Raw genomic sequence first — 23,270 nt, 5'->3', positions numbered from 1 at the left:
TGGGTCTCAGCTTGCTCCTGGCCCTCGGAGCAGTCACCGCGACCTTCGGCCTCATTCGGAGCAATACGGCAATGACGGCTACCCGCTTCGAGTGACATGCACTTGAGACGATCCGGTGAAACGTCCGGTAAAGGATCCGCTTGCGGTCAGGGCGACTCTGCCGATGTTGCCCCGGAATCCTCCTCGGCGGGCTGGCTCCGCGGACAAGTTGCCGCCGCCTTTAGGACTCTGAAACTTATCGGTGAGTACGAGAGGGGCCTAGTCATGCAGGACTACTTGGTAGAGGTTGTGGTCTTGCCATCTACCGGCAATCTGCAGGTATCGCGGGGCCATCCCGATCTGCTGGAAGCCGCCCTTCAATAGCACCCGCTGCGAGCTAACGTTGTGCGGCAGAGTGCTCGCCTCGATGCGGTGTAGTCCGAGCTCGTCGCGGGCCGTTTCGACTATCGCCTGGACCGCGGCTGATGCCAGACCGCGGCCTGCATACTGGCTGTCCACCCAGTAACCCAGCCCCACGCTCTGGAAGGGGCCGCGCACAATTCCAGCCATGTTGAACCGGCCAACGAGGGTATCGCCGGCAAACAAGCCAAGGGGGTACCCCTCACCAGCCTCATGAGCAACAAGGCGGCTGGCGATGTCGGCAGCCTGCCATGCCTCCGTGTAGTACTCCTCGGGGCGTACTGGTTCCCAGGGAGAAAGGTACGCACGGTTGCGCACATACGCAGCGGCAAGCTCTGCCGCATCGTTCGGGCGCAGTACACGCATGCTGACATCTTCACTAAGCTGACGCGATTTAAACACCGGACAACAATACTCGCGGTCGTCGTTTGCGTTCCCCGGTGGAAATTGGATGCCGCGAACCTATCGGTGCAAGTAGGGCAACGAAGGCAGGCGGTCACCCAAAATTGTGGACACCCGTCGGACGTTGCCCGTTCAGGGATCCTTTGCTGAGATGGCAGTAGTTGCTGTGGGCGGTTCCGTCAGTTCCTCAAACCGAGGCACCCGCCCAAGGTTCGGATTGCGGCACGATTCCGGACGAGAGAGGTTCGCGCTCCTCAGGTGAGCGGCGGGAGTCTCGTGCCATCATCAGACGGAGAGGTCGCGAACCGACGGGCGGTCCCGCCGATCGTGGCGGAGATTATTTCTTCGCGCACCTGTCGATCTGGGCGAGACCCGTTCGTAGTAGTAGTGCAGGCGGGAGGATCCCGCCCACGAGGAGGAGAACGTCATGACGAAGTACCTGGTATCTGTCCACAACACTGCCGGCCAGACGCGCGCGCCGATGTCCGACGCCGAGATGCAGCAGTCGTACCAGCAGATGAATGCTCTGGAGGAGGAGATGAAGTCGGCCGGCGCCTTCGTGTTCTCCGGACGCCTGTACGAGCCTGACACCGCCACCGTGGTCCGCGTGTCGAACGGGGAAGCCGTGACCACCGACGGCCCCTTCGCGGAGTCGAAGGAGTACCTGGCCGGTTTCTACATCATCGAGGCCGACAACCTTGACGGTGCCATGTACTGGGCGTCGAGGACCACCGCTCTGGTCGGGGCACCAATCGAGGTCCGGCCCTTCTGGGACGAGCCCGCGGCCTGAGCCCGTGCGTGCCGCCGATGCCGGATCCGGGCCGGGACCGGGTGAGGTCGGCCGGTGGCTGTGACAGGTTTGGATGGCCCCGGTAGGACGGTTATTTCTGGCCCCACTTCGTGACTCGCCGGGCACCTGTGACGGTTATTTGTGGCCCCACCTTCAACGTTGGATCCATCAGTGGATGGATGCGGCGGAAGGCTGGTCTGGATGGAGTCGAGAGTGGAGTTGTTCGCGCGGATTCGAAGGGACGCCCGGGTTGAGGGCTTGTCGGTTCGTGCGTTGGCGGTCCGGTACGGGGTTCATCGACGAACGGTGAGGCAGGCACTGGATTCAGCTGCCCCTCCGGAGCGTAAACAGAGACAAGGTGTGTCCTGGAGGCTGGAGCCGTTCAAGGGCGCGATCGATGCGATGCTGATCGAGGATACGACGGCGCCGCGGAAGCAGCGCCATACTGCGCGCAGGATTTTGGCCCGGCTTATCGAAGAGCATGGTGCGCAGGAGCTGTCGTATTCGACGGTGCGTGATTACGTCAGGGTCCGTCGGGCCCAGGTTGATGTGGAGGCAGGCCGCCGCGTTGAGGTGTTTGTTCCTCAGGAACACGCTCCGGGTGCTGAGGCTGAGGTGGACTTCGGCGAGGTCTATGTCGTGCTGAACGGGGTGAAGACGAAGTGCCATATGTTCATCTTCCGGTTATCGAATTCGGGCAGGGCCATTCACCGGATATACCCGACTCAGGCCCAAGAAGCTTTCCTTGAAGGGCACGTCGAGGCCTTCAAGGTTCTGGGCGGCATCCCGACTAAACACATCCGCTATGACAATCTCACCAGTGCTGTCACCGCGGTGGTGTTCGGGCAGGGCCGGCAGCGCCGGGAGAACGAGCGGTGGGTGTTGTTCCGTTCGTTCTACGGCTTCGATCCCTTTTATTGCCAGCCTGGCATCGCGGGGGCCCATGAGAAGGGCGGGGTCGAGGGCGAGGTGGGGTGGTTCCGCCGCAACCGGCTTTCACCGATGCCTGTCGCTGAGTCTCTGGATGAGCTCAACGACCGGATACGGGCTTGGGAAGCCCTGGACGATGCCCGGCGGATCAATGACAGGATCCGCACCATAGGCCAGGACTTCGAGCTTGAACGGCCGTTCCTGGCCCCGTTGCCGGCGGAGGAATTCGATCCGGGTCTGGCGCTGAACCCCAGGGTTGATAGGTCCTCGATGGTCACGGTCAGGATGGTGAAGTATTCCGTCCCTGCCCGGTTCATCGGCCGAAGGGTCCGGGTCTCATTGCGGGCGTCCGAGGTCGTGGTGTTCGATGGCCGGACCGTGGTCGCCAGGCATCAGCGGGTCGCCGCCCGGTCCGGTCAGTCGGTCCAGCTGGACCACTATCTCGAGGTCCTCAGAACTAAGCCCGGCGCCCTTCCAGGTTCCACGGCTTTGGCCAAGGCGCGGGAGTCCGGGGTGTTTACCAGCGCGCATGAGGCTTTCTGGGCCGCATCCCGCCGGGTCAACGGCGATGCCGACGGGACCCGTGAACTCATCGACGTCCTGCTCCTGCACCGGTCGATGGATGCCGGAGACATTCATGCAGGGATCACCGCGGCGCTGGGAGTGGGAGCGGTCGGCGCGGACGTCGTCGCGGTCGAAGCCCGCAGATACGCCACGGCATCTTGCCGGGGTGGGGCCAGTTTCGACCGTCATCCCGGTGCTCATGCTGAAGAGAAGGTGCAACGGGTTGTCAGTCTCACCCAGCGCCGGCTCATGGACCCGGCCGCCGTCATCGCCGGACTCCCGCCGGACACACGGCCCCAGCCCTCGGTTCGTGCCTATGACGAGCTGCTGGCCAAACGTTCCGAACACCCTGCAGGAACCGCGTCAAAGGAGAACATCTCATGAGCCCCACCGCACCGGCCACCGCCATCACACCGACCCTGCGCCGGCGGCGCGGACTGACCGAACAGGCCGCGGTCGCAGCCGTGGACCAGGCCTGCCGCCGGCTGCGCCTGCCCACCATCCGGGCGGTCCTCGATGAAGCGCTCACCGTCGCGGGGAAGGAACAACTCTCCTACCAAGGCTTCCTGGCCGAGCTGTTGCTGGCAGAGTGCGACGACCGCGACCGGCGCTCCTCGATCCGCCGCGTGAAAGCCGCGAATTTTCCCCGGGACAAGTGGCTCGGGGACTTCGACTTCGATGCGAACCCGAACATCAACGCCGCCACCATCCACACTCTGGCCACCGGGGAGTGGATCCGCAAAGGACAACCCCTCTGCCTGATTGGGGATTCCGGGACCGGCAAATCTCACCTGCTCATCGGAGTCGGCACCGCCGCCGCGGAGAAGGGCTATCGGGTCAAATACACCCTCGCCACTCGGCTCGTGAACGAACTCGTCGAAGCTGCAGATGAGAAGGTCCTGGCCAAGACCGTTGCCCGCTACGGCCGCGTGGACCTGCTCTGCATCGACGAGCTCGGCTATATGGAACTGGACCGCCGAGGCGCCGAACTCCTCTTCCAGGTCCTTACCGAAAGGGAAGAGAAGAACTCCATCGCGATAGCCTCCAACGAATCCTTCTCCGGCTGGACGAAAACCTTCACCGACCCGCGCCTCTGCGCCGCCATCGTGGACCGACTCACCTTCAACGGCACCATCGTCGAAACCGGCACCGACTCCTACCGCCTCGCTCACACCATTGCCCAACAAGCCGCTAGCTAATCGCTGGACCCATGCCGGTTGCCGGGTTGCCGGTGTCTCCGCTCTCTAAGTGGGCCAGCCCTGAGGACAAGTGTCCACTGAGGGATCCTTTGCGGGACGCCACGAGGTGGCTAATTGCAGGGTGCCTGCCCAATCCCGAGCAGAGCAACGGCCGGTAAAACCACTTTTCCACCGCTAGTCAGGGGCGCGACAAGGCGCAAGTATTCGTGCCGCATTGTGGACTGCATCATCGGCGACTGGCTGGTTACGATTTTGCCGATTCCTCCCACGCCGCCGGCCGGTCCAGCCCACAAGTCTTCAGCCTCGATAGCGAAATCCCAGGAGAGAGTCTTCGTCTGCACCTCGTTCAGACCTGCACCCACCAGCAGTTCATTCAATCCCTGCTCGGTACGGTCGAAGTCCTTATCTGCTGGCAGTCTCTGCTGGCTTGGGGCTGCGGCCCCGCTGGCTTGCACCACGTCTGACCAGAGCCTATTTATGGCAGAGAGTTCAGAGGGCCATATCGTCACAGCGACGACGCCGCCCGGCCGACAGACCCGTTTGAGGTCAGCAACAGCGGCACGAGGGTCGCCGACGTGATTGACGACGAAGTTTGCCAGCACTGCATCAAAAGCATCTGGGGCGAGTGGTAAGTTCGGCAACCCGCCTAAGAGCAGCTGTGCCTGAGGAGCCGTTGTACGGGCTAAGGCGAGCATCTCGGCGTCAGGGTCGATGCCCGTTACCTCTGCCCCCCGACTGAAGGCTAGGCCCGTCAGGTTCCCGGGTCCACATCCAACATCCGCCACACGACAACCCGCGAACTCGCCCAATACCGCCTCTGCCGCGTCGAGCAACGGCACAATCGCCGCAGCGCACAGGTGCGCGAAACTCTCTGAGTAGGGGCGCGCCACGCCGGCCCAATTGCTAGCGCCCCTCTGGTCGGCACCAATGGTCGTCAATTTGTCTTCGCCCCCAACTATTTGGCATTCCTCTGTTCCAGTGTGGGCCATCATGGTTTGGACCTCTTGATTTCCGACTCACGCCTTGAACGGCGCGTCGCCTGACGAGTGCGCCCGGTGAAGGATCGGTCAGCGGACCGATTCCGAAGCGGACCTACTGCCGCGGAGCGAGCCGACCAGCGGGACCCTCGGGACCAGGGCAACCAAAGTTTGCTCAGTGGGGCCAGGAATAACCGTCATGTTGGGGCCAAAAAAGGTTGACATAGTCATCCTCACTGGCTTACGGGCGGCGGGTCCAGGGTCCGTCGCTGTGCGTGAGGGCTTGGCAACTACATAGGATTTGTGAATGAGCCGCAATCAGCACAACGTGGAAGTTTTCCGAGACGAGATAATCGCCGCAGCCGCAGAGCTACGTGCTGTGACCCGCGCAGAACAGGACAAGCAGCGAATAGGAGTTGCAGACTGGCTCGACGAACAGTTCATCGGTATCTCAGACCCGCGCGTTCTGCTTGAAGCAACGCGGAATGCCCTTACCTTGTACCAAGGCGGCATGGGGTCGTTCCAGGATGTCGGTAACGGGGCCTCGTCGCACGCGGTCAGTCGGCTGCGTAGTGCGCTGGTGCGTGGGCTCGATGCTGGCGTTCGCGACTCGTGAACGTGCTCGTGGCGGCTCAGTGGCGTCCTCGAGGTGTCACGGGCTTATCTCTTGTCTGTGACTTCCGTGGTAGTCCGCCGGGACCTGATGGTGGCCAGTCCGAATACGCTGCCTGCTGCGGTCAGGAAGAAGAACAGGACCAGCAGCGGGCCCGATAACCCTGGAAAGAGCGGGTTGCTGCCGGACAGAACGATCGAAGCCAATAGCCCCATCATCGACATGCAGAAAAGCGACCCTAGTGCTCTCTGCATGCGGCTCTGCCGAAACAATAGTGACTTGCTTGGAGTGGCCATGGATATCTACTCTCTGGAAAAAATGGCAGCAGCATGTAGGTTCCATCTGCCGTGGCGGCCTTCCGCGGCCCACGCCGGAACAGTGGGTGGAACTCGTCGGTCATACCGGCCGCTGAGGACGACCACGGAGAAGGACCAAGAGAATTGCAGTAACGACAGCTGCGGCGATTCCGCCCAGAAGATCTGACCAAAAGATGACAGGCAGCTTGGTAATAACGAACAGCAGTTGTACCAGTGCGCTCAAGCCGGCAATCCCGACGCCGGCGATCAATAGTCTCGTTCTATGGTCCATGCCGTCCCCCAATGCGGTGGGCTGTTCCGCAGCCCGTTCGCAGCCAGCCTATATGACGGCTTATTCTCGCTCCGGGCTGAGAATGTCGTGCAGACGAGTGTGGAAATTCCGTGCAGACGACTTTGGAGACTGACAGAAAGTTGCTCAATTCCTTTCTTAGGGTTGGTCAGAACTGGTTTTCGAAATGAACGGTGGTCGAAACCGCTTGAGAAGGGTTTTTGACGCGTCCGGCGATGTGATTGGGTACGCGAGGGGCAGCACCCGTGGGCTGTCCCTGGATTCCCAGGTTGATGCTCTCGTTGGCGCCGGGCTGTGCGAGTATTCCAGGAGTACGCCTCCGGCGCGACCCAGGCGCGGGCGCGCTGGAAGGAGTCTGCAGCCTGGCAATGACGCGCGTCGCCCCGGACGCGGGTGAGGCGGAGTCATGCATCCGTGTCGTCGCCGGCACCGAGCGGTCGGTGACTGGACCCCACCTCTAAGCCCGCCGACGCCGTACCAACTCCCGCGGCACCACTCACACAGAGAAGAGCACCTCATCATGACCACCGTCCTCGTCGCCGGAGCCACCGGTGACCTCGGCCACCGGATCGTCCGCGAGCTGCTCGCCGCCGACCCCGCCGCCTTCGTTCGCGTTCTGACCCGCCCCGGCGGCGGACACGCCCAGGCCATGTTCGGGGAGCGGGACCGCGTTGAGATTCGCGAGGCCGCATATACGGACCACGTCGGCCTCGTCGACGCCCTCTTCGGAGCCGACATCGTCGTGTCCGCAGTCAGCGGCGCGCGCTCCGTCATCCTCGACGCCCAGCAGGCGTTGCTAGCTGCAGCCGTTGAGGCCGGTGTGACACGCTTCATCCCGTCCGACTACTCGGCTGATTATCGGCGTGTCACCCCGGGCAGCAACCGCAACTTCGAGCTGCGCAGGGAGTTCGCCGCCGACGTCGATGCCACTCCGCTCCACACGACGTCCGTGCTCAACGGCGCCTTTGCGGACATGCTGACCGGACAGGCTCCGATGGTCCTGTTCAGGCGGCACAAGATCCTCTACTGGTCCTCGCCGGACCAGGTTCTGGACTTCACTACCAAGGACGACGTCGCCCGCACCGTCGCTTATGTGGCACTGGACGACGCCGCGCCACGCGTCGTCGAGGTGGCCGGGGACCGGGTAACAGCCCGAGGTATCGCGCGGATCATGACCGAGCTCACTGGCGCTGCCTTCACCACCCAATGGGCAGGTACCACGGGAATGCTGTCCGGCATGGCCCGGATCGGGCGTCGCGTATCAAATGGCGAGGAGGCGACCTTCCCTGCCTGGCAGGGTATGCAGTACTTCGTCAGTATGTTCAGTGGCGAGGCTCAACTGCATCATGTGAACAACGACCGCTACGGGCCGCAGGCTTGGACGAGCGTCCGTGACGTCCTTGAGGCGCACGTGAAGTACGGTGCGACCAAGGGCTGATGACGGCGACAGCTACTCAGATCGGCCCGCGGCTGTGACTTTTAGTCGGACTTGGCGGATAAATCGCTGTTTGGATTGGCGGTTTGTCGTTCCGCGTGGGTTGCCATTAACGGGTGAGTGGCAGTTCATGGGACGGCGCGCGTTGGGGGCTGATCGGCCGAGCGGGGGGTATGTCTCCTGATGTATCCGTTGACTCCGCCGCTGCAGGTCTCGCCGGGTTCGGGTGTTTGTGGACCCTGCTGAAATGCTTTGTTGGATGCCGGCAGCCGCGGATCTGCCGGGTCTGTGACGCTTAGTTGTTTTCCCCAGGCGGTTTCTTCGATGCGGGATCCCTGGCCGGGAAAGGGCTGACCAGGACGTGGCTTTGGTTGGTTGCAAGCCGGGGGAGCTTGGCGATGTCATCGGCGGGTAGTCCGGGTTGGTAGCTGATCCAGACTGCACCGTGTTCGAGGGAGTGTGGACGCTTGCTTGTTTGAGTGACGGGCTGCTGGTCCGCTGCGGGCCGCCTACGGCGCGGTCGTTGAGGGCTTCTGGGAGAGGGTGCCTTGGAGGATGCCGCCGTGGAAGGTCCAGGCGGCGACAATGATCCAGGCGGCGACTAACAGGGTCTAGCCGGCGATGGCCATCACGTCGAAGGCGGCGAGGTGGGTGTGGGCGGCGAGGCCGGTCAGGCCGGTGACGCAGGTTCCGATGGGGAAGGTGTAGGACCACCAGGTCAGGGAGAACGGCTGGCACTGGCGTCCGGTGCGGATGGTGATGGCGGTTGCGAGTCCGGCCCACATGAGCGCGAAGCGCAGGACCGGCGCCCCGTACAGGACACCGAAGGTTTCCATCGCCCGGGCCAAGGTCCCGGACACGGCGAGGTGGGCGTTTCCGCTCACGAGGTTCGCGGCGGTGATGGACTGGCCCTGCGGGCCCAGCACGATCCACAAGTATGAAACCAGCGACCTCGCGAAGCAGGGAAGTTCGGCTGCCTAAAACGACCGTATCTGCTACAACAACCAAGCGCGTCCAAAAGTGTCAGTTTCAGAAGTCGCCTGCACTGGATTCCTTGGAACTACGGGGCTTATGCAGCCGACTCCTGACACGGAAGTGTTCGAAGCCGTCTGCACCAACCGTCGTTTCGTCTGAAGCCGCGTGCACCAACTGTCATTCTGTCCGAAGTCGCCTGCACGAACCGTCGTTCTGTCCGAAGTCGCCTGCACGAACCGCCACCGACGTCCGGGACTTTCGGCCGTTGGGCTGGGTCTCGGCGGTCAGCGTCGCCGGCGGACGGGGCGGCAGGTAACGGTAGAGGCTGGAGCGGGTGATACCGGTGGCTTCGACGATCTCGGAGATGGGCTGATTTTCCTAATCGCGAAGGTGAGCGGCGTAGGCTAGCTTCGCTGGATCGATCGCGCTGGGCCGGTCGATCCTTTTGCCTTTAGTGACAGCAACGGCACGCGCGTGAGCTGCGCGTTCGATCGCGTAGGTTCGTACCATTTGGCCGAAGAGTGCGAGCATCACAACTGCCGACTGCGACATGGGATCTTCTGGATTGGCGAAATCAACCCGGATCGGTCAGCCAGGTACGTATGACCCGGTAACTCTGACCGAACGATGGTCCGCGGAGCGGACATCGCAGCCTTGACGACACTCACGCGGCCGCGGAGGCTACTATCACCGGTATGGAAAAAGACGGGCAAGCCAACGATTTTCGGCGGCTACTCGGCCTGGTCGACGGCGCGGGGGACATCACGGATTTACTGGACAGGATGGCCGCGTTGGCTGCGGCGACAATGGGCCGGGCGACTGGGGCGCGGATCGGGTGCGTGCTGACCCTGCGGCTGCACAAGCTCAGCCCTACCGTCACCGGCAGCAGCGACGCGGCAGCAGAGAGAAGATGGGCCCGATACAGCGGCGAACCCGTCGCAGCGGGAAACGCTGCCGCGTTGGCCGTGCCTCTTCAGCTGCGCCAGGACGCGACTGCAGTTCTGAACTTTTACGCCCCCGCCACGGGTCTGTTTATCGGGGGTGCCGTTGGCGTGGCAGTCGACTTTGCGGACGCGGCCAGTGATGCCCTACGCCTGAGCATCAGGATCGCCGCGGCGGATCTGCTCAGCCGTAATCTGAAGGCCGCAATGGAGGGCAGGACAGCGATCAACATGGCCTGCGGGGTGATCATTGCGCAGAGCCGGTGTTCGCAGGAGGAAGCCTTCGGTATCCTCCTGCGGGCCTCGACCAGCCGCAACCAGAAGTTGCACTCCGTTGCCACGGAGATCGTCGCGCGCTTCTCCGGCACCACCGGAACGACAACCCACTTCGAGGCCTAACCACCCGTCAAGCCCGCAGGACCTGCCACGATCGCAATGCGTCGAGGGCACAACGCATTTGAGGCGATGCTCTCTCTGGCCCGGCGCCGCCTCGTCGACTTGGGTAATGCCCGGGACGGCACCCCTGCACTCCTGTTGTTGCTGGACTGCAGGCTGCGTGATGCCTCCTTAGCCGCTGTAGGAGGCGAGGTGCGGCAAGTGGAGTTCGGCCAGGCGTTCATTGAGGACCACCGCCAGCAGGTCGCAGTCGTGGGCTGGCAGCGGAGCCAGTCCGTTCAGATATGCATCGACGACCCACAGGCCCTGGTTGCCCCCGTACGCGAAGTACGCCAACCATGCTTCAGGGACCTCGAGGCCTGTGTGCAGGAACGCAATATGCGTCAGTTCCTGCTGGTTGTTATCCATCAGAACCCACACCCCCTGCCCTCCCGAACTTCGCAGAAGGGCGGGATGAAGGCCGTTGCTTGGTCGCAGGACAAGCATTCCTGCGGTCTCTCATTAGGCTACAACTTTGCCCGTACAGCGGCCATTGTCTTTTCATCGGGCCGCCGCGCGCTGCAGTGTTCCCGCCCGGATGGCCGGAAGCTGGCATGACCGGGCGCCAGCCAGGGGACGATACGGGCCTCGCTGCGCTCGGTCGACACAAGCATTCTTTTTCCTTTCTTCTGAGGTCCGTTGGATCATACGTGCCCGCTCCACCGGCGCAACGGGCCTGCGCACGGCCGCCCAGCCGATCGCCTGTGCTCGGCGCTGCGCTGATTTCCTCCCACGAACCATCAATCGCTTGCCCTTCGGCTTGCCCCGGTTCTGCCGGGCACAGCTACGCGATGCTCCGCCAGCACGCAAACCACATGGTGGGGGAGAGGACACCAAGTATTTCCGGCGCCCGCCCCGCCCCAACGAAACTGAACATCACCTCATGAACACAAAATCCATGACCAGGACGGTCACGACCGACAACGCGGTACCGGAGCGGACACCGCGTATGTTGAGCCAGGGATCCGGCGCATCACCACGGGAAAGGCCCGCCAGGACGACTTAGCGCGCAGCCACGGAGGGGCGCGTAAAGCTGCCGCCGAACATGGAAAGGCAGGGGCCCGCTCTACGCAGTCCGCGCCGAAGAACTCCACTCCCAGGCAGGGACACTTGCCCCGGAGAAGGGACGGCACCAGTTGCCTGTCGAGTCCCTGGCCAATCCCGAGCTGGCCCATGCATTGCAGACCGCCACACAGCAAAGACCCCCATGGCTCTGGAAGCAGCGGGCACTCCCGTGGAGGAACGACTGTTCCTTATCGGTAGGAACGGGATCAACGGGCCCGACATTGATCAGCTGCGCAAGGAAACGACCGTGATCGTCAACGGCGCCGGCACCTCGCATTTCGAGGATCCCTCGTTCGTGAAAGTCGCCAAGGAAATTCTCGCAGCCTAGCTCCTGGCGGAAGGCGGGTTCAAAGGCTCGGCGCGGATGTCAGTGGGTCAGCGGTACCGACGGGTCGAGAAGGAACTCTTCGCCCGCGTGGAGGGCGTCGGGCGCGAGATCGAGAACTGCGTCACCGGCAACGACCGCAGCCGGATCAAAGACCAGGGTGGCAAAACGGAGAGTGCGTCGGCCGTCGGCTATGGATCGGCCGGATACCACGAGAAATTCGCGGAATCCCTGGCAAAAACCGGCGCGAACGAAGCCCGGCTCCGCGGGCGCCTCGCAGCGGTACGCAGCGAGGGCACACACTCCGGGGCGGCGCCCACCATGGGTAAGGGCGCCACAAGGGCCGCAAGGTCGAGCGCGTGTCGGGAGGCAACCGTCGGTGCTTGTAGGGGCTAGAGAGGCTTGACCCGCTCGGCTTTTTTGGTTGCGGAAGGAGCTGAAACATGGTTTTTCTCACGGAGCCGGGCGGGCCAGGCGGTCTGGGCCTGGCCCGCGCGGGGTCGGGTGGATGCCTTTATGCGGGAAGTTCCAGTTCCCAGTCCTTGACGTCCGCTACCGGAGCGAAGAGCCTGGTGTCGAGCTCGTCGAAGGCGAGGTTGTTGCGTACCCGGTGGGGCCAGTTCCGGTTCGCGAGGGCTGCTTTGCCCAGGGCGACGACATCGGCGTCCCCGTCACGGAGCAAGGAGACGGCGGTTTCGGGGTCGTCGAGGTTGCCGTTGGCGATGATCGTTATTCCCGAGTACTTCTTGGCCAGGGCGGCAAGGGACTCCGTGCCGTTTTCGAAGGCCGGGGCCGCGGCCCTGTATTCGGTGGTGTGGATAAAATCGATCCCGGTAGCACCGAGGGTTTCAAAGATGATTCGTGCTTCTTCGGCGCCACCGCTCCACCGGTGGTCATTGTCACTGACCTTGGCCTGGGAAATACGGATTCCCACGCTCATGTCCGGACCCACGGCCTCGCGGACGGCGCGGCAGATTTCGGCAGCGAAACGCACCCTGTTCTCGGGTGAGCCGCCGTAGTTGTCGGTCCTGGTGTTGAGGTAGTCGGTGAGGAACTGGTCAAGCAGATACCCGTTCGCGCCGTGGATTTCTACGCCGTCGAATCCGGCTGCCTTAGCGTGCAGTGCAGCCGTGACGAAGCCGTCGCGGACCTCGTCCATCTGGGCCGCGGTGATCTGCCCGGGAACGGGGTAGGGGCCTTCTCCGCGGTAGAAGGCCAATTGTTCACCCTTGGGGGCGATCGAGGAGGGACCAATGGTGGAGTCCACGAACCGGTTTCCCTGGGTCTGGGCCCCTGCATGCATGAGCTGGGCGAAGATCCGGGCGCCGGCGGAGTGGACCGCCTCGACGACCTTTATCCAGGAGTGTGCTTGTTCTTTGGTGGCGATGCCCGGCTGGAAGAGGTAGCCCTGGCTGTAGGCGGTGTCGGGGTAGATGCCTTCGGTAATCAGGAGTCCGAAGCCGCCGCGGGCATAGGCCTCATAGTAGGCGACCATTTTCTGTGTCGCATGCCCGTCCTCGGTGGCGCTGATGCGCGTCATGGGAGCTAGAGCAACACGATTGCTCAGCCCGGTTGGGCCGATCTGAACAGGGGACCAGAGGGGTGCGAAATCCGGCACGAATATCTCCTAGAGGTGTTTCGGGGAAAGAAAAAGAGAGCCGCAGTTAAGCGTGCTCCCTGGAAGTGCAAACGACAGACACGGGTTTTATATTTCAGACGCAGGCCGGGACGCGCTGGCGGGCTCGGTCCGGGCGCTGCTTTCCCGCGCGTACAGGGTCGGTTCCAACCTGATCGATTCGACGTGTGCGCCGTCGAGCACCCCCTTTAGCAGCTGCACCGCCGTACGTCCGATATCCAGCATGGGCGAGCGGACGGAGGACAGTGGAATGGGCAGCTCCGCGGCCAGTGACGTGTCATTAAAGCCGACCACTGCCACATCGGTACCGACGGTGAGCCCGTGGGACCGCAGTGCTCCCATGGCCCCGATTGCGGCGAAGTCATTGACGGCGAAAAGCGCCGTCGGGCGGGGACGGCAGTGGGTCAGGATGGTCTCGGCCGCTTCACGGCCCCCGGCAGTATCGAACCGGGACCACACCACGGCGTTCCCGGGCAGCTTTCCCCCCAGCGAACGCCAGCGGTCGACGAAACCGGCCGTCCGGTCCACAGCCGTGCTGGCGTACGGCTCCCCGGCGATCACCGCGACATTCCGGTGCCCGGTGTTCCACAGGTGCTCGGCCACAAGCTCGCCGCCCAGGACGTCGTCGCAGGTAGCCGCGGGGTAGCCCGGGACGCGGCGGTTCATCAGCACAAACGGCACCTTCCGGTCGGTCATTTCCACCAGCAGCCCAGTGTCCAAATGAGCGTCACCGATGATCAGCCCGTCCACCCGCCGGGCGAGCATGGTGTCCGTCTTGCGTCGTTGTTCCTCCGGGTCATCGCGCGAGTTCATCACAAATGTCGAATAGCCCAGTTCCGCCGCGGCCTCGTCGATGCCCTCGTACCCGCCTGAATCCGCACTTCCCCATACGGTCACGGAGCGGGCCCTGCAGATGAGCGTGGAGGTTCCGTGCGGACGACGCCGCCGATCGCTTCGATGCTCTAGGGTATGAAGTCCGGACCGCGAAAAGCGTGGATTTTCTAGATGGTGGGTTCATCAGGTGGCTCGCTGCTCGTTGACTCGCCTGACCGCCGAACACCGCCGGGTCACGCGGGGTTGAACCCCGTGCCCGAACGTCGGCTCTGCTCCTAGAGCATTGAGTCAAGGTCGGAGCCGACCGACGGATAGGTGGGTGTCATGGATTTGAGTTCGCGGGTGGTTAATCCGTGTTTCATGGCCAGGCTGAATGTGTTGGCCAGTTCCGCGTATCCGGATCCGAACAGGTGCACTCCGAGGAGGTGTCCGGTTTTTCTGTCAATGATGATTTTGGCAGCGCCGGCGGTTTCACCGATTCGGTAGTTCGAGTACCACTGGCTGGTGTCCGAATGCCGAACGTCGATGTTTAGTCCGCTGTCGCGGGCCTCGTGCTCCAGCATACCGATGCGGACCAGCTCGGGGATCGTGAAGACCGCTGTCGGCGTGGCCGCGTAGTCCGGGACCGTGGAACCCGACTTCAACATGTTGGACGCGGCGACCTTGGCTTCGAAAACGGCCACCGGAGTCAGTGGCGGGCCCGCGGTGTCCGCCGCATCACCGGCCGCGTAGACGGCGGGGTTTGTGGTGCTCTGCAGGTGGCCGGCCACCTCAATACCCCTTTTGCCGTAGGCCACGTGGGCTGCTTCAAGATTCAACCGCGACAAATCCGGGATCCGGCCGGCACCGTGCACTACCAAATCCGCATCAAGCGTTGCCTCGCGGCCGGCCTGCTGCAGGCGCAGCCTGTAGCCCTCGCGCGTTTTTTCCACACCGGTGATGCTGGTGCCGCGCCGCACCTGGACCCCGGCCTCCGCGCCGCGGTCGATCAGCAGCTCGACCAGGTCCGCGTCGAATGATTTCAGGGGGCGTGCGCCCCGGTCCACGATCACCGCGGAGCTTCCCGCGCGGGCGGCGATGTGGGCGAACTCGAAGGAGACGAAACCACCGCCCACGAACACAATGCGGGCAGGAAGGGACCTAAGATTCAGGAAGTCGGTGCTATCAATGAGGTGTTCCTGGCCCGGGAAATCCAGGGGCCGAGGTGTGGCGCCGGTAGCGATCAGGACCTTGGATGTCCTGAGCGTCGTCCCGGAGACCTGGATCCGGGACGGTCCGGTAAAGCTTGCGGTCCCATTCAGGGTCTCCACGCCGATATGGCGCAGGTCCTCTTCCATGCTCTGCGGCACCGGGTCGGTGAATCCGTGCTTGTGCTTCATCAGCTCGGCCCAGTTTATCGACAGGCCGTTGCCGTCGATGCCCTTGCCCTGCAGCAGTCGGGCACTGTCGATAACCTCTGCGCCGCGCCGCAGGATTTTCTTCGGGTCGCACCCGCGCAATGCACAGGTGCCGCCATAGGGAAGCGAATCGACGATTGCCACCCGCCATCCCGCCGAAGAGCATTTTGTCGCCGCAGCGATCCCGGCCATGCCGGCACCAATGACGACCAGATCGTAGTTCTCGCTCATTTCAAACCTTCCGTTGGATCATCTCGGGCGGCCGCATTGGCGGTCGGTGTTAATTGGCCATGGCACGCACCAAGGTCCTCGACACGGACACGGACCCGTTGGTGCTCCGGCGTTGGATGCCCGCCGATCAGCCGGCGTCGATCGCTGCCTTGAGCTGCCCGAGGCTGGGGGCGCCGGCCGCTCCGTCAGGGGTCAGGTAGCGGCGGCACGCCAATCCCACGGAGGCACCGGCAGCAGCGAACACGTCGACACCATTGATGAGGATGCTCGGGGAGCCATGGAACCCTACCCGCTCGGCTTCCTCCACCGTATTCACGAGCTGCCGGACAAGGACAACGCCGGACCGTTCCGCGGCCAGTGTCATGAGCCGCTCCTCGGCGACTTTCCAGTTCGGGCAACCGTCAAAATATTGCAGGGTGATCTCCATACGAACTACCGTAAACCTTGTAGTCGGGTACAAGGTCAAGCGTTAGACTGGAACCATGCTCATCGGGAAAGTCAGCGCCGTTACCGGCATCGACACTCAAACCATTCGTTTCTACGAACGTCAGGGGCTTTTGCCCGCACCCACCCGGGCGCCCAACGGGTACCGAGTCTACGATGGTATGGTCGTCGGTCGGCTGCGGTTTGTCCGCGCCGCTCAGTCAGCAGGACTCGCGCTGAACGAGATCAAGGGAGTCCTCTCCCAGCGCGATTCCGGCGAAGCGCCCTGCGCCCACGTGGCCGGTCTCCTCAAGGAAAAGCTGGCTGAGGTCCGCGGCCGCCAACAAGAACTGGCCGGTCTGGCCGCTGAACTTGGCCGACTCATCGAGGTGAGCCGCGACCTCGATCCAGCCGACTGTTCCGATGCGGACGTCTGCCAGATCATCGCACAACCACCGGCGGACCGACACGAAGCCTCGATTGCGCGAAGCGTGTACTAAAGAGCCGCGAAAAACCGACCATTTGGCGATTCAGGTGCGGAAGTTGCTGTGCAGGTCGTCCCACCGGCCCGGGAACCGGCCGTCGGGGGTCCATTCCCAGCCGCTCCAGGCCCACGGTTCCGGCCGGAAGCAGGCGCGCCGGCCCCTGCCGGCGGCCGCGGCAGTCGTCAGTTCTGCAGAAACCACCGATCAGACTGCGGCCGCGAACGCGCGTGCAGCGGCCACACCTGCGGGCCGACGACGTCCAGCTGGCCTTCGCGGAGCAGGCGCGCCGGCGGGACACCACCCAGCTGCGGTTTCATGCCCTAGAAGCAGGCCTGCACTAAGGCGCGGGAATCCCGCTCCGCGAGCAGGGCGACCACGTGGTAAGTGGTCCTCAACCGGTGCATCACGTCGGCGGAAGGTTTCCGTTCCCCATCGGCCCACAGCCGGACGGCCCCGGGTTTCCTTCACGGAACCGATGTAGGCGACCAGCGTCTCGCCCAGCGGGTCCTTTACGTCCCGGACCAGTACGTCGTCGGTCAGCCGAATGGGACCCTGGTGCGCCTTAAGCCCGCCGCGGGCGCCTGTCACTGCAGTCAGAATTCATGGCCCCGCGAAAAGGCTTACCGAATCAAGGGCTCAAACACACCAGAATTCACACTCTGAATGATCGATATCCGGGACCGCTCTAAGCTGCACTCTGCGTGTCTCATCCGATGAACCATGCAGGCTGGCTTTCGCTGCTGTTCTATCTCACTACGATGGCCCGCGCCGGCTGGTTCCATTTGACAGTACACTTAGTATTTCTTTGGGAGCGGTCCGTTGGACGGCGACTGATTCCTGCTGGACCAGCATTTCCATCCGCAGACAAACAAGGGAGACAAAATATGTTGCTTTGGATAGCCATCATTCTCGCTGTTCTTTGGCTTCTCGGCCTGCTCGGCAGCATCGGCGGCGGGTTCATTCACCTGCTTCTGGTTGTTGCAGTAGTCGTCTTGGTTTTTCACTTCATCCGCGGCAGGTCACGCGTTTAAGTTCCCAAACGCTGTGCCCGCGCCGAGGCTGCGCGGCCTGCCGCCGTGTTCTCGCCCAAGGGGCCCTCACACAATGAGGGGTGAGCTGGGGGCGGGTGCCTGAGACCTAGAACTGCAGCCCGAAGGTTGGATTTGAAGAGAATCTGGCTTCGGGCTGCAGCTCTTGCTTCCCAGCCGGACTATTAGCGGAACCCGGGGCAGTCTGGTCTTGTTTTGCAGCTCAGCCAAGACCGAGATATATCAGGACGAAGGCGCCCGCGATCTGCCATCTCAGAACCTGCCCGGCCACAATGCCCATCAGGATGCCGACTACGATCCACAGTGTCCGCCTCGGTACGCTTCGACGTCGATCGGCGCCGGCCACGATTTTCGGCCGCCGTCAATGGACAGGGGTGGTCAGGGCTAACGCCCGCCGGGCGTTGTTCACGGCGCGGAAACGCAGAGGTCCGGCAAAAAACGGTCACAACGAAGACTCGTGGACGGAGGACCCAAGGATATGACGGCCCCATGGTCCTGGTCGATGCGTGGCGGCTCGCCGGAATGCCCTCAGCCAAATACTTGGCGGCGACTATGGACCTGTGGCTGCCTAAGCTGGAAGCCTTCGGGGAGCTCGACGCCAAGCTGCTGATCCCGGCCGTGGCGGCGCAGCTGATAACAGTCTCCGGGGCCACGGTCGACCGGCTCCTCAAATCCGCCGGGGACGCAGTTCTGCCTGCTTAGTGATCGCCGCCGGGAACGGCGGACGGTCAAGCTTGCCGCGGAGACCGAAGCCCGCGCGGACCTGGCAACGCCCGGCTCCGAACTGGGGAATCTCTAGCCCTTGGTGCAACGGGTCAGCCGCGCACCATGTGCCTGGCGGGAAGCGGATCAGCCCGGTGAGGCCCGCCGGCGCATGGGCCTTTCTGCCCCGACCACGGCCGGCGGGCAGCCCCCGGGGTGCCCGCCTGCCGTGGTCCATCCGTTTCTGTATGGGTGTGGGGTGGGTCAGGCGCTGGCTGCGCTCCGGTTGATCTCGCCGTTTACCCCCTTGGGGAAGAACCCGCCTTCTCTTTCGGCTTTGGCGGTGAGGTAGGCGATGTTCAGGACCTGCCCCGGGCTGCGGCTGAAAGCGATGCCGTTCGAGTCGGTCGGGACAAGGTTGGCGGTGTCTTTAGTGCCAATACCCTGATCGAGATCAGTTGATCCATCGAGGCTGTCCCGGGCGTCGGAGATTGCTTGGGCGGGTACCTGCAGATCACGAGCGTAGAGGGTGGTTCTGATGATTCCGGCGTGATAAGCCTCGACAGCGAGGATACCGGCGGCGGCTTCGAGGTAGGTCTTGTTATCGATCAGCGGTGCCGCGCCCTTGTAGGCGGTGACGCCGACGTCTTCGAAAATGAACGCGCCCAGGAGGAAGCTTGTTTCGTCCGCAAAAGGGTTGAACGTCTGGCCTGCCTTGATCAGCCCCGCCGCCATGGCAGCGGCGGTGAAGCTGGCCTCCAGATCAATTTGCGGCCGGGAAACTGCGGCTTTGCCGAGCGCGGTGCGGAGGAATTTGACGTGCGATTCTTCGTCCGCGGCGATTTCCTTGGCGTATTTTTCGATCAGGCTGCCGGCCTTGAAAGGTACCTTCGCCCCGCCGGTCACACCGCCCTTTCGTCCTTTGCCGTCCGTGAGTCCCTCACTCAGGCCCCGGCCTGTAACGGCCCGCAGGTAGAACTCCGCTTCGAGGTATTCCAGGTTGAGGGCGAAGTTTAGGATCGCCCCGTCGCTTGGCTTCTTATCGGAATGCTCTGCGTCGCCGTCCGCACGGGACGGTGAGGCGGCGATCAAAGCAGCTGCGCCGCCGATCCCTGCAATTCCGGCGGCGCGGAACAAGATGCGCCGGTCCATGGGGTTTTCCGCGCTGCGGCTCATAGCATCGGTGACGAATTTCTGATCGAACATTGGTGTGCTCCTGTCATGAGTGCGATTTTGAGACCATGACAATCCGGAGAGTACTCCCTCCGGCCCCCCGGCCGGAAGACGCAGCGCAAAACCCCTGCGAATGGGAGAACCCATGATGCTGACACTTACAGTTCGTAGTGATCCATATCACGGACGGGTGGCCGGGCAACCTTTCACATCCATTGTCGAAGTCTGCCTTCTAGCACCCGGCAAGCCGGGGCGCTCTGCGGGGTGGCGTCGCTGGGGTTTCCTGAGACGACCTGACTCAGGACCACCCGCGACGCTGCTGACTCGATGGTGATCGTAGCCAACGAAGACCCATCCAATACACAGCCTGCTTACGAATGGGTTGGAGTCGGCTTCGTGCGCCGATCCCATCTCAGAGTTGGAGGCTTTTCATGACTGAAGTTATTGCCCATCACGGACTGTTCAAGGACACGAACCTGCACGTGGACGACACGGGGGGAACGGGCCGGCCGGTCGTCCTCATTCATGGCTGGCCCCTGTCCGGGGAATCCTTCGCAGCCCAGGTCCCTGCCCTGCGGGCTGCCGGCTACAGGGTTATTACCTATGACCGGCGGGGTTTCGGACGCAGCGACAAGCCCAACACCGGCTACACCTACGACACCCTCACCGAAGACCTGAACGCCCTTCTCGAGGCACTCGAGCTTTACGACACTACCCTCGTCGGCTTCTCCATGGGCGGCGGTGAAGTAGCCCGCTACTTCACCAAATTCGGGACCGACCGGGTGCGCAGCGTGGTTTTCGCGGCCGCCGTCCCGCCGTACTTGATGCAAGGCCAGGACAACCCGGACGGGCCACTGACTAAGGACGCAGCAGCGGAGATGACGGCAGGCCTGGCGAAGGACGAAGACTCCTTCTACGACGATTTTACCCGGCAGTTCTTCTCCGTCAACGGCGAGCTTAAAGTGACCGAGCAGCAGCGTCAGGAAGCCCTCCAGCTCTGCAAGCAGGCTGACAAAAAGGCGGCACTGGCCTGCATGGAAGCTTTCGGAACCACCGACTTCCGCGACGACCTGCCCAACATCAGAGTCCCGGCCCTGATCCTGCACGGGGACGGCGACGGAACCGTGCCCTTCGAAGGATCCGGTGCACGGACCCACGCAGCCCTGCCGGGCAGCGACCTGCACGTCCTCCACGGCGCACCACACGGCTGCAACGTGAGCCACCCCGAGGAGTTCAACCAGGCACTGCTGACCTTCCTGCAGAAATAGCGGCCCAGCGCAGCAGCTATACATCTCGGCGGCGAGAACAGGGTGAGGCGACAGCGAGAGCGCCTCACCCTGTGTCAAACGCCCGGTTCCGGGAGCCTCTTAACGCTTTCTTCCGGACGGTGACGTCTGGGCATGACCGGAACCGTAGGGAATTAGCGGGAGCCGGGCTTTGTTGCCGAGGCCATGACACTTCTTCCTACACAGACAGCGCCCGATCTCGCCCTCGCCCTGGTTGGTGGGGGAACTACCGATGATCTTAAGCTTGGTACCGGAACTGACGGGAGGTTTAGCCTGGTGGTCTTCTACCGCGGCCTGCACTGCCCGATCTGCCGCAAACAGCTGGCCGAGATCGATAAGCGGATCGAGGACCTGAAGGCAGCCGGCATCGGCCGGGCCGTCGCGGTGAGCATGGAAACATCGGGCCGAAGCACCCGGATCGTGGATCAGTGGCACCTCGCCAACCTCCCCGTGGCCTATGGCTTGAGGGAGGAATCCGCCCGGTCCTGGGGTTTGAACCTGTCCCACGCAATCAAGGACGGCGAGCCGGACCTCTTCAACGAACCGGGCATCTTTATCCTGGACGAGGACGGGACTTTGTTCTGGTCCAGCACCGCCACCATGCCCTTTGGCAGGCCATCCCTGGACGACGTCATCGCAGGGGTCCGCTACGCCCAGGACCATGACTACCCGGCACGCGGGGCCGCCTGAGACCTCGGGTACAGGCAGAGTCCGGCGGATGGGCGGAACCGCCCCTGAGCCGGGGTCAACAGTGGTAAGCGCTGAAAAGAGAGGTACTAAAACCTTGAACACTCCTCTGGCCCCGGTCCTGCGCGACCAGATCGAGGTCGCCGGGACATCCCTTTCGTATCTGGGCAGCGGCAGTGACCAGACACCTCCGCTGCTGTTGCTGCACGGGACTTTCTGGAGCCGCGTGAGGCTGCCGGTCCTGCCCGCACTGGGGACTTCGAGTCGGTGCATTGCCCTGGACTTGCCCGAGTTCGGCCGCAGCGGCGGAGAACTCGACGTCAGCCACGCCACTGTCCCGGCCTTGGCCGAAACAGCTCTGGCCGCCGCCGATGCCTCGGACTGGACAGTTTCGATATGGCCGGGCATGCCATCGGCGGGGGAATAGCCCAGCACATTGCGGCACCCAGCGGGCGCGTGAACAGACTCGTGCTGATGAACTCCGTGGTGTTCGATTCGTGGCCGGTGCCTGCGGTGGAACGGTTCCGGGACCCGGAGGTACGGGCGGCCACGACGGCCCCGCAGCTTCTGGACGCCCGTGCGGTATCCACGCAGCGTGCCGTCAAACGCACACTCAACGACGAGGAACTCACCGATTACCTGTCGCCCTGCAACGAACCGGCCTGCCACAGGTCGTGGATGGCCATGGCCGCGGCCGCCAATCCCCGGACCACCCTGGACCTGGTCCCGCTGCTGCAGGAGGCGCACATACCGACCCGTCTGTGGGTCTCGCGGAACGGGAAGGGCCGAGGATACCACTTGTAGGTATTGATCAGGCCGGTGGTCAGCTCAAGGAGCGAGGAGGCGATGAACAGGGCGATTGAGGCACGTTCAAGGCCGTGGGCGACGGATTTGACCGGCGGCCACGTGAGCAGCTCCAGATAGACGGACCACAGCTTGGCCAGCAGCAGCGGAATCGAGGCGATCCCGGCGGTGACATGGATCCCCTGGGTGAGCTGGTAAATCCAGACGGGGCTGGTGGGGAAGAGCATCCAGGAGGGCGGGTTCTGCAGGCCGTGGCTGAACAGCCCGGTCAGGAAGCACACCGTGAAACTCAGCCCGAGCCAGCGGCCCAGGACGACCGTGAGCCGGGTGCTCCGCGTCGGGGATGCGAACCGGGCTGCGAGGGCCTCGGTTAGCCTCTGCGGGTCAGGTTTTGCTTGCTTACATCACACCACCATTCAGGATCAGGCAGGGGCTTGGACCCCCGAAACACCGAAAGGCGGCGGGAAGAGCCGCTTTCGGACCGGTAGAGAGCCCAGGGGCGGAAGCCGGGGCTCAATTTCACCGTCGCATTCCTCCACTGTGCTCAACGCATACCGGTAACGCCGGCTGAATCCCTGCTCCTGGGCCGCCGGCGGTTTCCACGCGACCCCTTGAGAAGATCCGGGCCAGGGTGTGAGAACAGAAAAGCGCCACGGACCCCTGGAGAGGATCCGTGGCGCTTCCCGCCGGTGCAGACCATGCATCCGGCAGGTCTTCGTGGTGGGTGTTACTTGGTGTTGACGGTGATTTTGGCGATGCCGACGAGCATGTCGGCTTTCACGGCGTCGGTCTTGAAGGTTTTGTTCAGCAGACCGGCGGCGGTGTCGGAGATCAGCACCCGGGTGCCTTCCAGGACGGCGGTGTCGCCGGCCTTGGCGAGGGGCTTGAGGGTGGAGCCGTCGAGGTT

General features: G+C 63.4%; 25 protein-coding genes and 2 pseudogenes. 14 read left to right on the top strand and 13 right to left on the bottom strand.

Annotated elements, in window-relative coordinates:
- Positions 1-258: 258 nt before the first annotated feature.
- Complete coding sequence (locus ABIB49_RS18205; RefSeq protein ID WP_282360993.1) at positions 259-765, bottom strand: GNAT family N-acetyltransferase; 507 nt, start codon at positions 763-765, stop codon at positions 259-261.
- A gap of 463 nt (positions 766-1,228) precedes the next feature.
- On the opposite strand from ABIB49_RS18205, the gene ABIB49_RS18200 reads away from it, so the two are divergent.
- The 3 genes from ABIB49_RS18200 to istB all read left to right on the top strand — a co-directional run bounded on the left by ABIB49_RS18200 (position 1,229) and on the right by istB (position 4,284).
- Complete coding sequence (locus ABIB49_RS18200) at positions 1,229-1,591, top strand: YciI family protein (protein ID WP_282360992.1); 363 nt, start codon at positions 1,229-1,231, stop codon at positions 1,589-1,591.
- A 201-nt stretch (positions 1,592-1,792) separates the two neighbouring features.
- Positions 1,793-3,469 (top strand): IS21 family transposase, encoded by a 1,677-nt coding sequence (gene istA, locus ABIB49_RS18195; RefSeq protein ID WP_282360991.1) that lies wholly within the window; start codon positions 1,793-1,795, stop codon positions 3,467-3,469.
- The gene (gene istB / locus ABIB49_RS18190) at positions 3,466-4,284 is read left to right on the top strand and encodes an IS21-like element helper ATPase IstB (RefSeq protein WP_354157545.1); all 819 of its coding nucleotides are present in this window, start codon (positions 3,466-3,468) and stop codon (positions 4,282-4,284) included. The genes istA and istB overlap by 4 nt, the downstream gene beginning before the upstream one ends.
- A gap of 110 nt (positions 4,285-4,394) precedes the next feature.
- Here the strand turns inward: istB and ABIB49_RS18185 are convergent, their stop codons facing one another.
- The gene (locus ABIB49_RS18185) at positions 4,395-5,276 is read right to left on the bottom strand and encodes a class I SAM-dependent methyltransferase (protein WP_282361114.1); all 882 of its coding nucleotides are present in this window, start codon (positions 5,274-5,276) and stop codon (positions 4,395-4,397) included.
- 292 nt (positions 5,277-5,568) lie between these two features.
- Here ABIB49_RS18185 and ABIB49_RS18180 point away from each other — a divergent pair, with 292 nt between their 5' ends.
- Together ABIB49_RS18180 and ABIB49_RS18175 are read left to right on the top strand one after the other, a co-directional pair.
- The gene (locus ABIB49_RS18180; RefSeq protein ID WP_282361023.1) at positions 5,569-5,877 is read left to right on the top strand and encodes a hypothetical protein; all 309 of its coding nucleotides are present in this window, start codon (positions 5,569-5,571) and stop codon (positions 5,875-5,877) included.
- 1,123 nt (positions 5,878-7,000) lie between these two features.
- On the top strand, positions 7,001-7,918 hold the full coding sequence (locus tag ABIB49_RS18175; RefSeq protein WP_282361021.1) for an NmrA family NAD(P)-binding protein: 918 nt from the start codon (positions 7,001-7,003) through the stop codon (positions 7,916-7,918).
- A gap of 125 nt (positions 7,919-8,043) precedes the next feature.
- Here ABIB49_RS18175 and ABIB49_RS18170 read toward each other — a convergent pair.
- The 3 genes and pseudogenes from ABIB49_RS18170 to ABIB49_RS18160 form a co-directional block, all read right to left on the bottom strand.
- Positions 8,044-8,501 (bottom strand): annotated as a pseudogene (locus ABIB49_RS18170) (thioredoxin-like domain-containing protein).
- A 25-nt stretch (positions 8,502-8,526) separates the two neighbouring features.
- Entirely contained in the window at positions 8,527-8,862 is a 336-nt protein-coding gene (locus tag ABIB49_RS18165) for an SLAC1 family transporter (protein WP_282361026.1), read from the bottom strand.
- A 205-nt stretch (positions 8,863-9,067) separates the two neighbouring features.
- Entirely contained in the window at positions 9,068-9,256 is a 189-nt protein-coding gene (locus ABIB49_RS18160) for a hypothetical protein (protein ID WP_282361025.1), read from the bottom strand.
- Between the two features lie 329 nt (positions 9,257-9,585).
- Here ABIB49_RS18160 and ABIB49_RS18155 point away from each other — a divergent pair, with 329 nt between their 5' ends.
- Positions 9,586-10,230, top strand: coding sequence for an ANTAR domain-containing protein (locus ABIB49_RS18155; protein WP_226776144.1), 645 nt, complete (start codon positions 9,586-9,588; stop codon positions 10,228-10,230).
- Between the two features lie 168 nt (positions 10,231-10,398).
- On the opposite strand, the gene ABIB49_RS18150 is transcribed toward ABIB49_RS18155, so the two are convergent.
- Complete coding sequence (locus ABIB49_RS18150; RefSeq protein ID WP_226776143.1) at positions 10,399-10,635, bottom strand: hypothetical protein; 237 nt, start codon at positions 10,633-10,635, stop codon at positions 10,399-10,401.
- An 838-nt stretch (positions 10,636-11,473) separates the two neighbouring features.
- Here ABIB49_RS18150 and ABIB49_RS18145 point away from each other — a divergent pair.
- Both ABIB49_RS18145 and ABIB49_RS18140 read left to right on the top strand, forming a co-directional pair.
- Positions 11,474-11,659 (top strand): hypothetical protein, encoded by a 186-nt coding sequence (locus ABIB49_RS18145; protein WP_226776142.1) that lies wholly within the window; start codon positions 11,474-11,476, stop codon positions 11,657-11,659.
- A gap of 36 nt (positions 11,660-11,695) precedes the next feature.
- Complete coding sequence (locus ABIB49_RS18140; RefSeq protein ID WP_282361018.1) at positions 11,696-12,052, top strand: hypothetical protein; 357 nt, start codon at positions 11,696-11,698, stop codon at positions 12,050-12,052.
- Positions 12,053-12,170: 118 nt separating this feature from the next.
- Here the strand turns inward: ABIB49_RS18140 and ABIB49_RS18135 are convergent, their stop codons facing one another.
- From ABIB49_RS18135 to ABIB49_RS18120, 4 genes are all read right to left on the bottom strand, one after another.
- On the bottom strand, positions 12,171-13,274 hold the full coding sequence (locus ABIB49_RS18135) for an oxidoreductase (protein WP_354157544.1): 1,104 nt from the start codon (positions 13,272-13,274) through the stop codon (positions 12,171-12,173).
- 87 nt (positions 13,275-13,361) lie between these two features.
- Positions 13,362-14,189 carry a substrate-binding domain-containing protein gene (locus ABIB49_RS18130; protein WP_282361016.1) on the bottom strand — a complete coding sequence of 276 codons (828 nt, stop codon included), beginning with the start codon at positions 14,187-14,189 and terminating at the stop codon, positions 13,362-13,364.
- Between the two features lie 212 nt (positions 14,190-14,401).
- On the bottom strand, positions 14,402-15,754 hold the full coding sequence (locus ABIB49_RS18125) for a dihydrolipoyl dehydrogenase family protein (protein WP_354157543.1): 1,353 nt from the start codon (positions 15,752-15,754) through the stop codon (positions 14,402-14,404).
- Positions 15,755-15,881: 127 nt separating this feature from the next.
- The gene (locus ABIB49_RS18120) at positions 15,882-16,181 is read right to left on the bottom strand and encodes a thioredoxin family protein (RefSeq protein WP_226773932.1); all 300 of its coding nucleotides are present in this window, start codon (positions 16,179-16,181) and stop codon (positions 15,882-15,884) included.
- Positions 16,182-16,236: 55 nt separating this feature from the next.
- Here ABIB49_RS18120 and ABIB49_RS18115 point away from each other — a divergent pair, with 55 nt between their 5' ends.
- From ABIB49_RS18115 to ABIB49_RS18105, 3 genes are all read left to right on the top strand, one after another.
- A complete protein-coding gene (locus ABIB49_RS18115) occupies positions 16,237-16,677 on the top strand; it encodes a heavy metal-responsive transcriptional regulator (protein WP_226773933.1) in 441 nt (146 codons plus the stop codon).
- 698 nt (positions 16,678-17,375) lie between these two features.
- Positions 17,376-17,693, top strand: a complete 318-nt coding sequence (locus ABIB49_RS18110) for a lmo0937 family membrane protein (protein ID WP_354157542.1) — start codon at positions 17,376-17,378, stop codon at positions 17,691-17,693.
- A gap of 507 nt (positions 17,694-18,200) precedes the next feature.
- Positions 18,201-18,413 carry a hypothetical protein gene (locus tag ABIB49_RS18105; RefSeq protein ID WP_282361010.1) on the top strand — a complete coding sequence of 71 codons (213 nt, stop codon included), beginning with the start codon at positions 18,201-18,203 and terminating at the stop codon, positions 18,411-18,413.
- Between the two features lie 264 nt (positions 18,414-18,677).
- On the opposite strand, the gene ABIB49_RS18100 is transcribed toward ABIB49_RS18105, so the two are convergent.
- Positions 18,678-19,619, bottom strand: a complete 942-nt coding sequence (locus ABIB49_RS18100) for a ferritin-like domain-containing protein (RefSeq protein ID WP_283481286.1) — start codon at positions 19,617-19,619, stop codon at positions 18,678-18,680.
- A gap of 398 nt (positions 19,620-20,017) precedes the next feature.
- Here ABIB49_RS18100 and ABIB49_RS18095 point away from each other — a divergent pair, with 398 nt between their 5' ends.
- The 3 genes from ABIB49_RS18095 to ABIB49_RS18085 all read left to right on the top strand — a co-directional run bounded on the left by ABIB49_RS18095 (position 20,018) and on the right by ABIB49_RS18085 (position 21,986).
- The gene (locus ABIB49_RS18095; protein ID WP_282361119.1) at positions 20,018-20,854 is read left to right on the top strand and encodes an alpha/beta fold hydrolase; all 837 of its coding nucleotides are present in this window, start codon (positions 20,018-20,020) and stop codon (positions 20,852-20,854) included.
- A 183-nt stretch (positions 20,855-21,037) separates the two neighbouring features.
- Complete coding sequence (locus ABIB49_RS18090) at positions 21,038-21,562, top strand: redoxin domain-containing protein (protein WP_282361118.1); 525 nt, start codon at positions 21,038-21,040, stop codon at positions 21,560-21,562.
- Between the two features lie 94 nt (positions 21,563-21,656).
- Positions 21,657-21,986 carry an alpha/beta fold hydrolase gene (locus ABIB49_RS18085; protein ID WP_226775679.1) on the top strand — a complete coding sequence of 110 codons (330 nt, stop codon included), beginning with the start codon at positions 21,657-21,659 and terminating at the stop codon, positions 21,984-21,986.
- Between the two features lie 208 nt (positions 21,987-22,194).
- On the opposite strand, the gene ABIB49_RS18080 is transcribed toward ABIB49_RS18085, so the two are convergent.
- Together ABIB49_RS18080 and ABIB49_RS18075 are read right to left on the bottom strand one after the other, a co-directional pair.
- Positions 22,195-22,644 (bottom strand): hypothetical protein, encoded by a 450-nt coding sequence (locus tag ABIB49_RS18080; RefSeq protein ID WP_282361117.1) that lies wholly within the window; start codon positions 22,642-22,644, stop codon positions 22,195-22,197.
- 446 nt (positions 22,645-23,090) lie between these two features.
- Positions 23,091-23,270: pseudogene (locus ABIB49_RS18075) on the bottom strand (hypothetical protein); the annotation flags it as partial.

Source organism: Arthrobacter sp. UYCu512, from assembly GCF_040547075.1.
In the GTDB taxonomy this organism is placed as follows: Bacteria; Actinomycetota; Actinomycetes; order Actinomycetales; family Micrococcaceae; genus Arthrobacter.
This window is presented reverse-complemented; position numbering and strand designations above follow the sequence as displayed.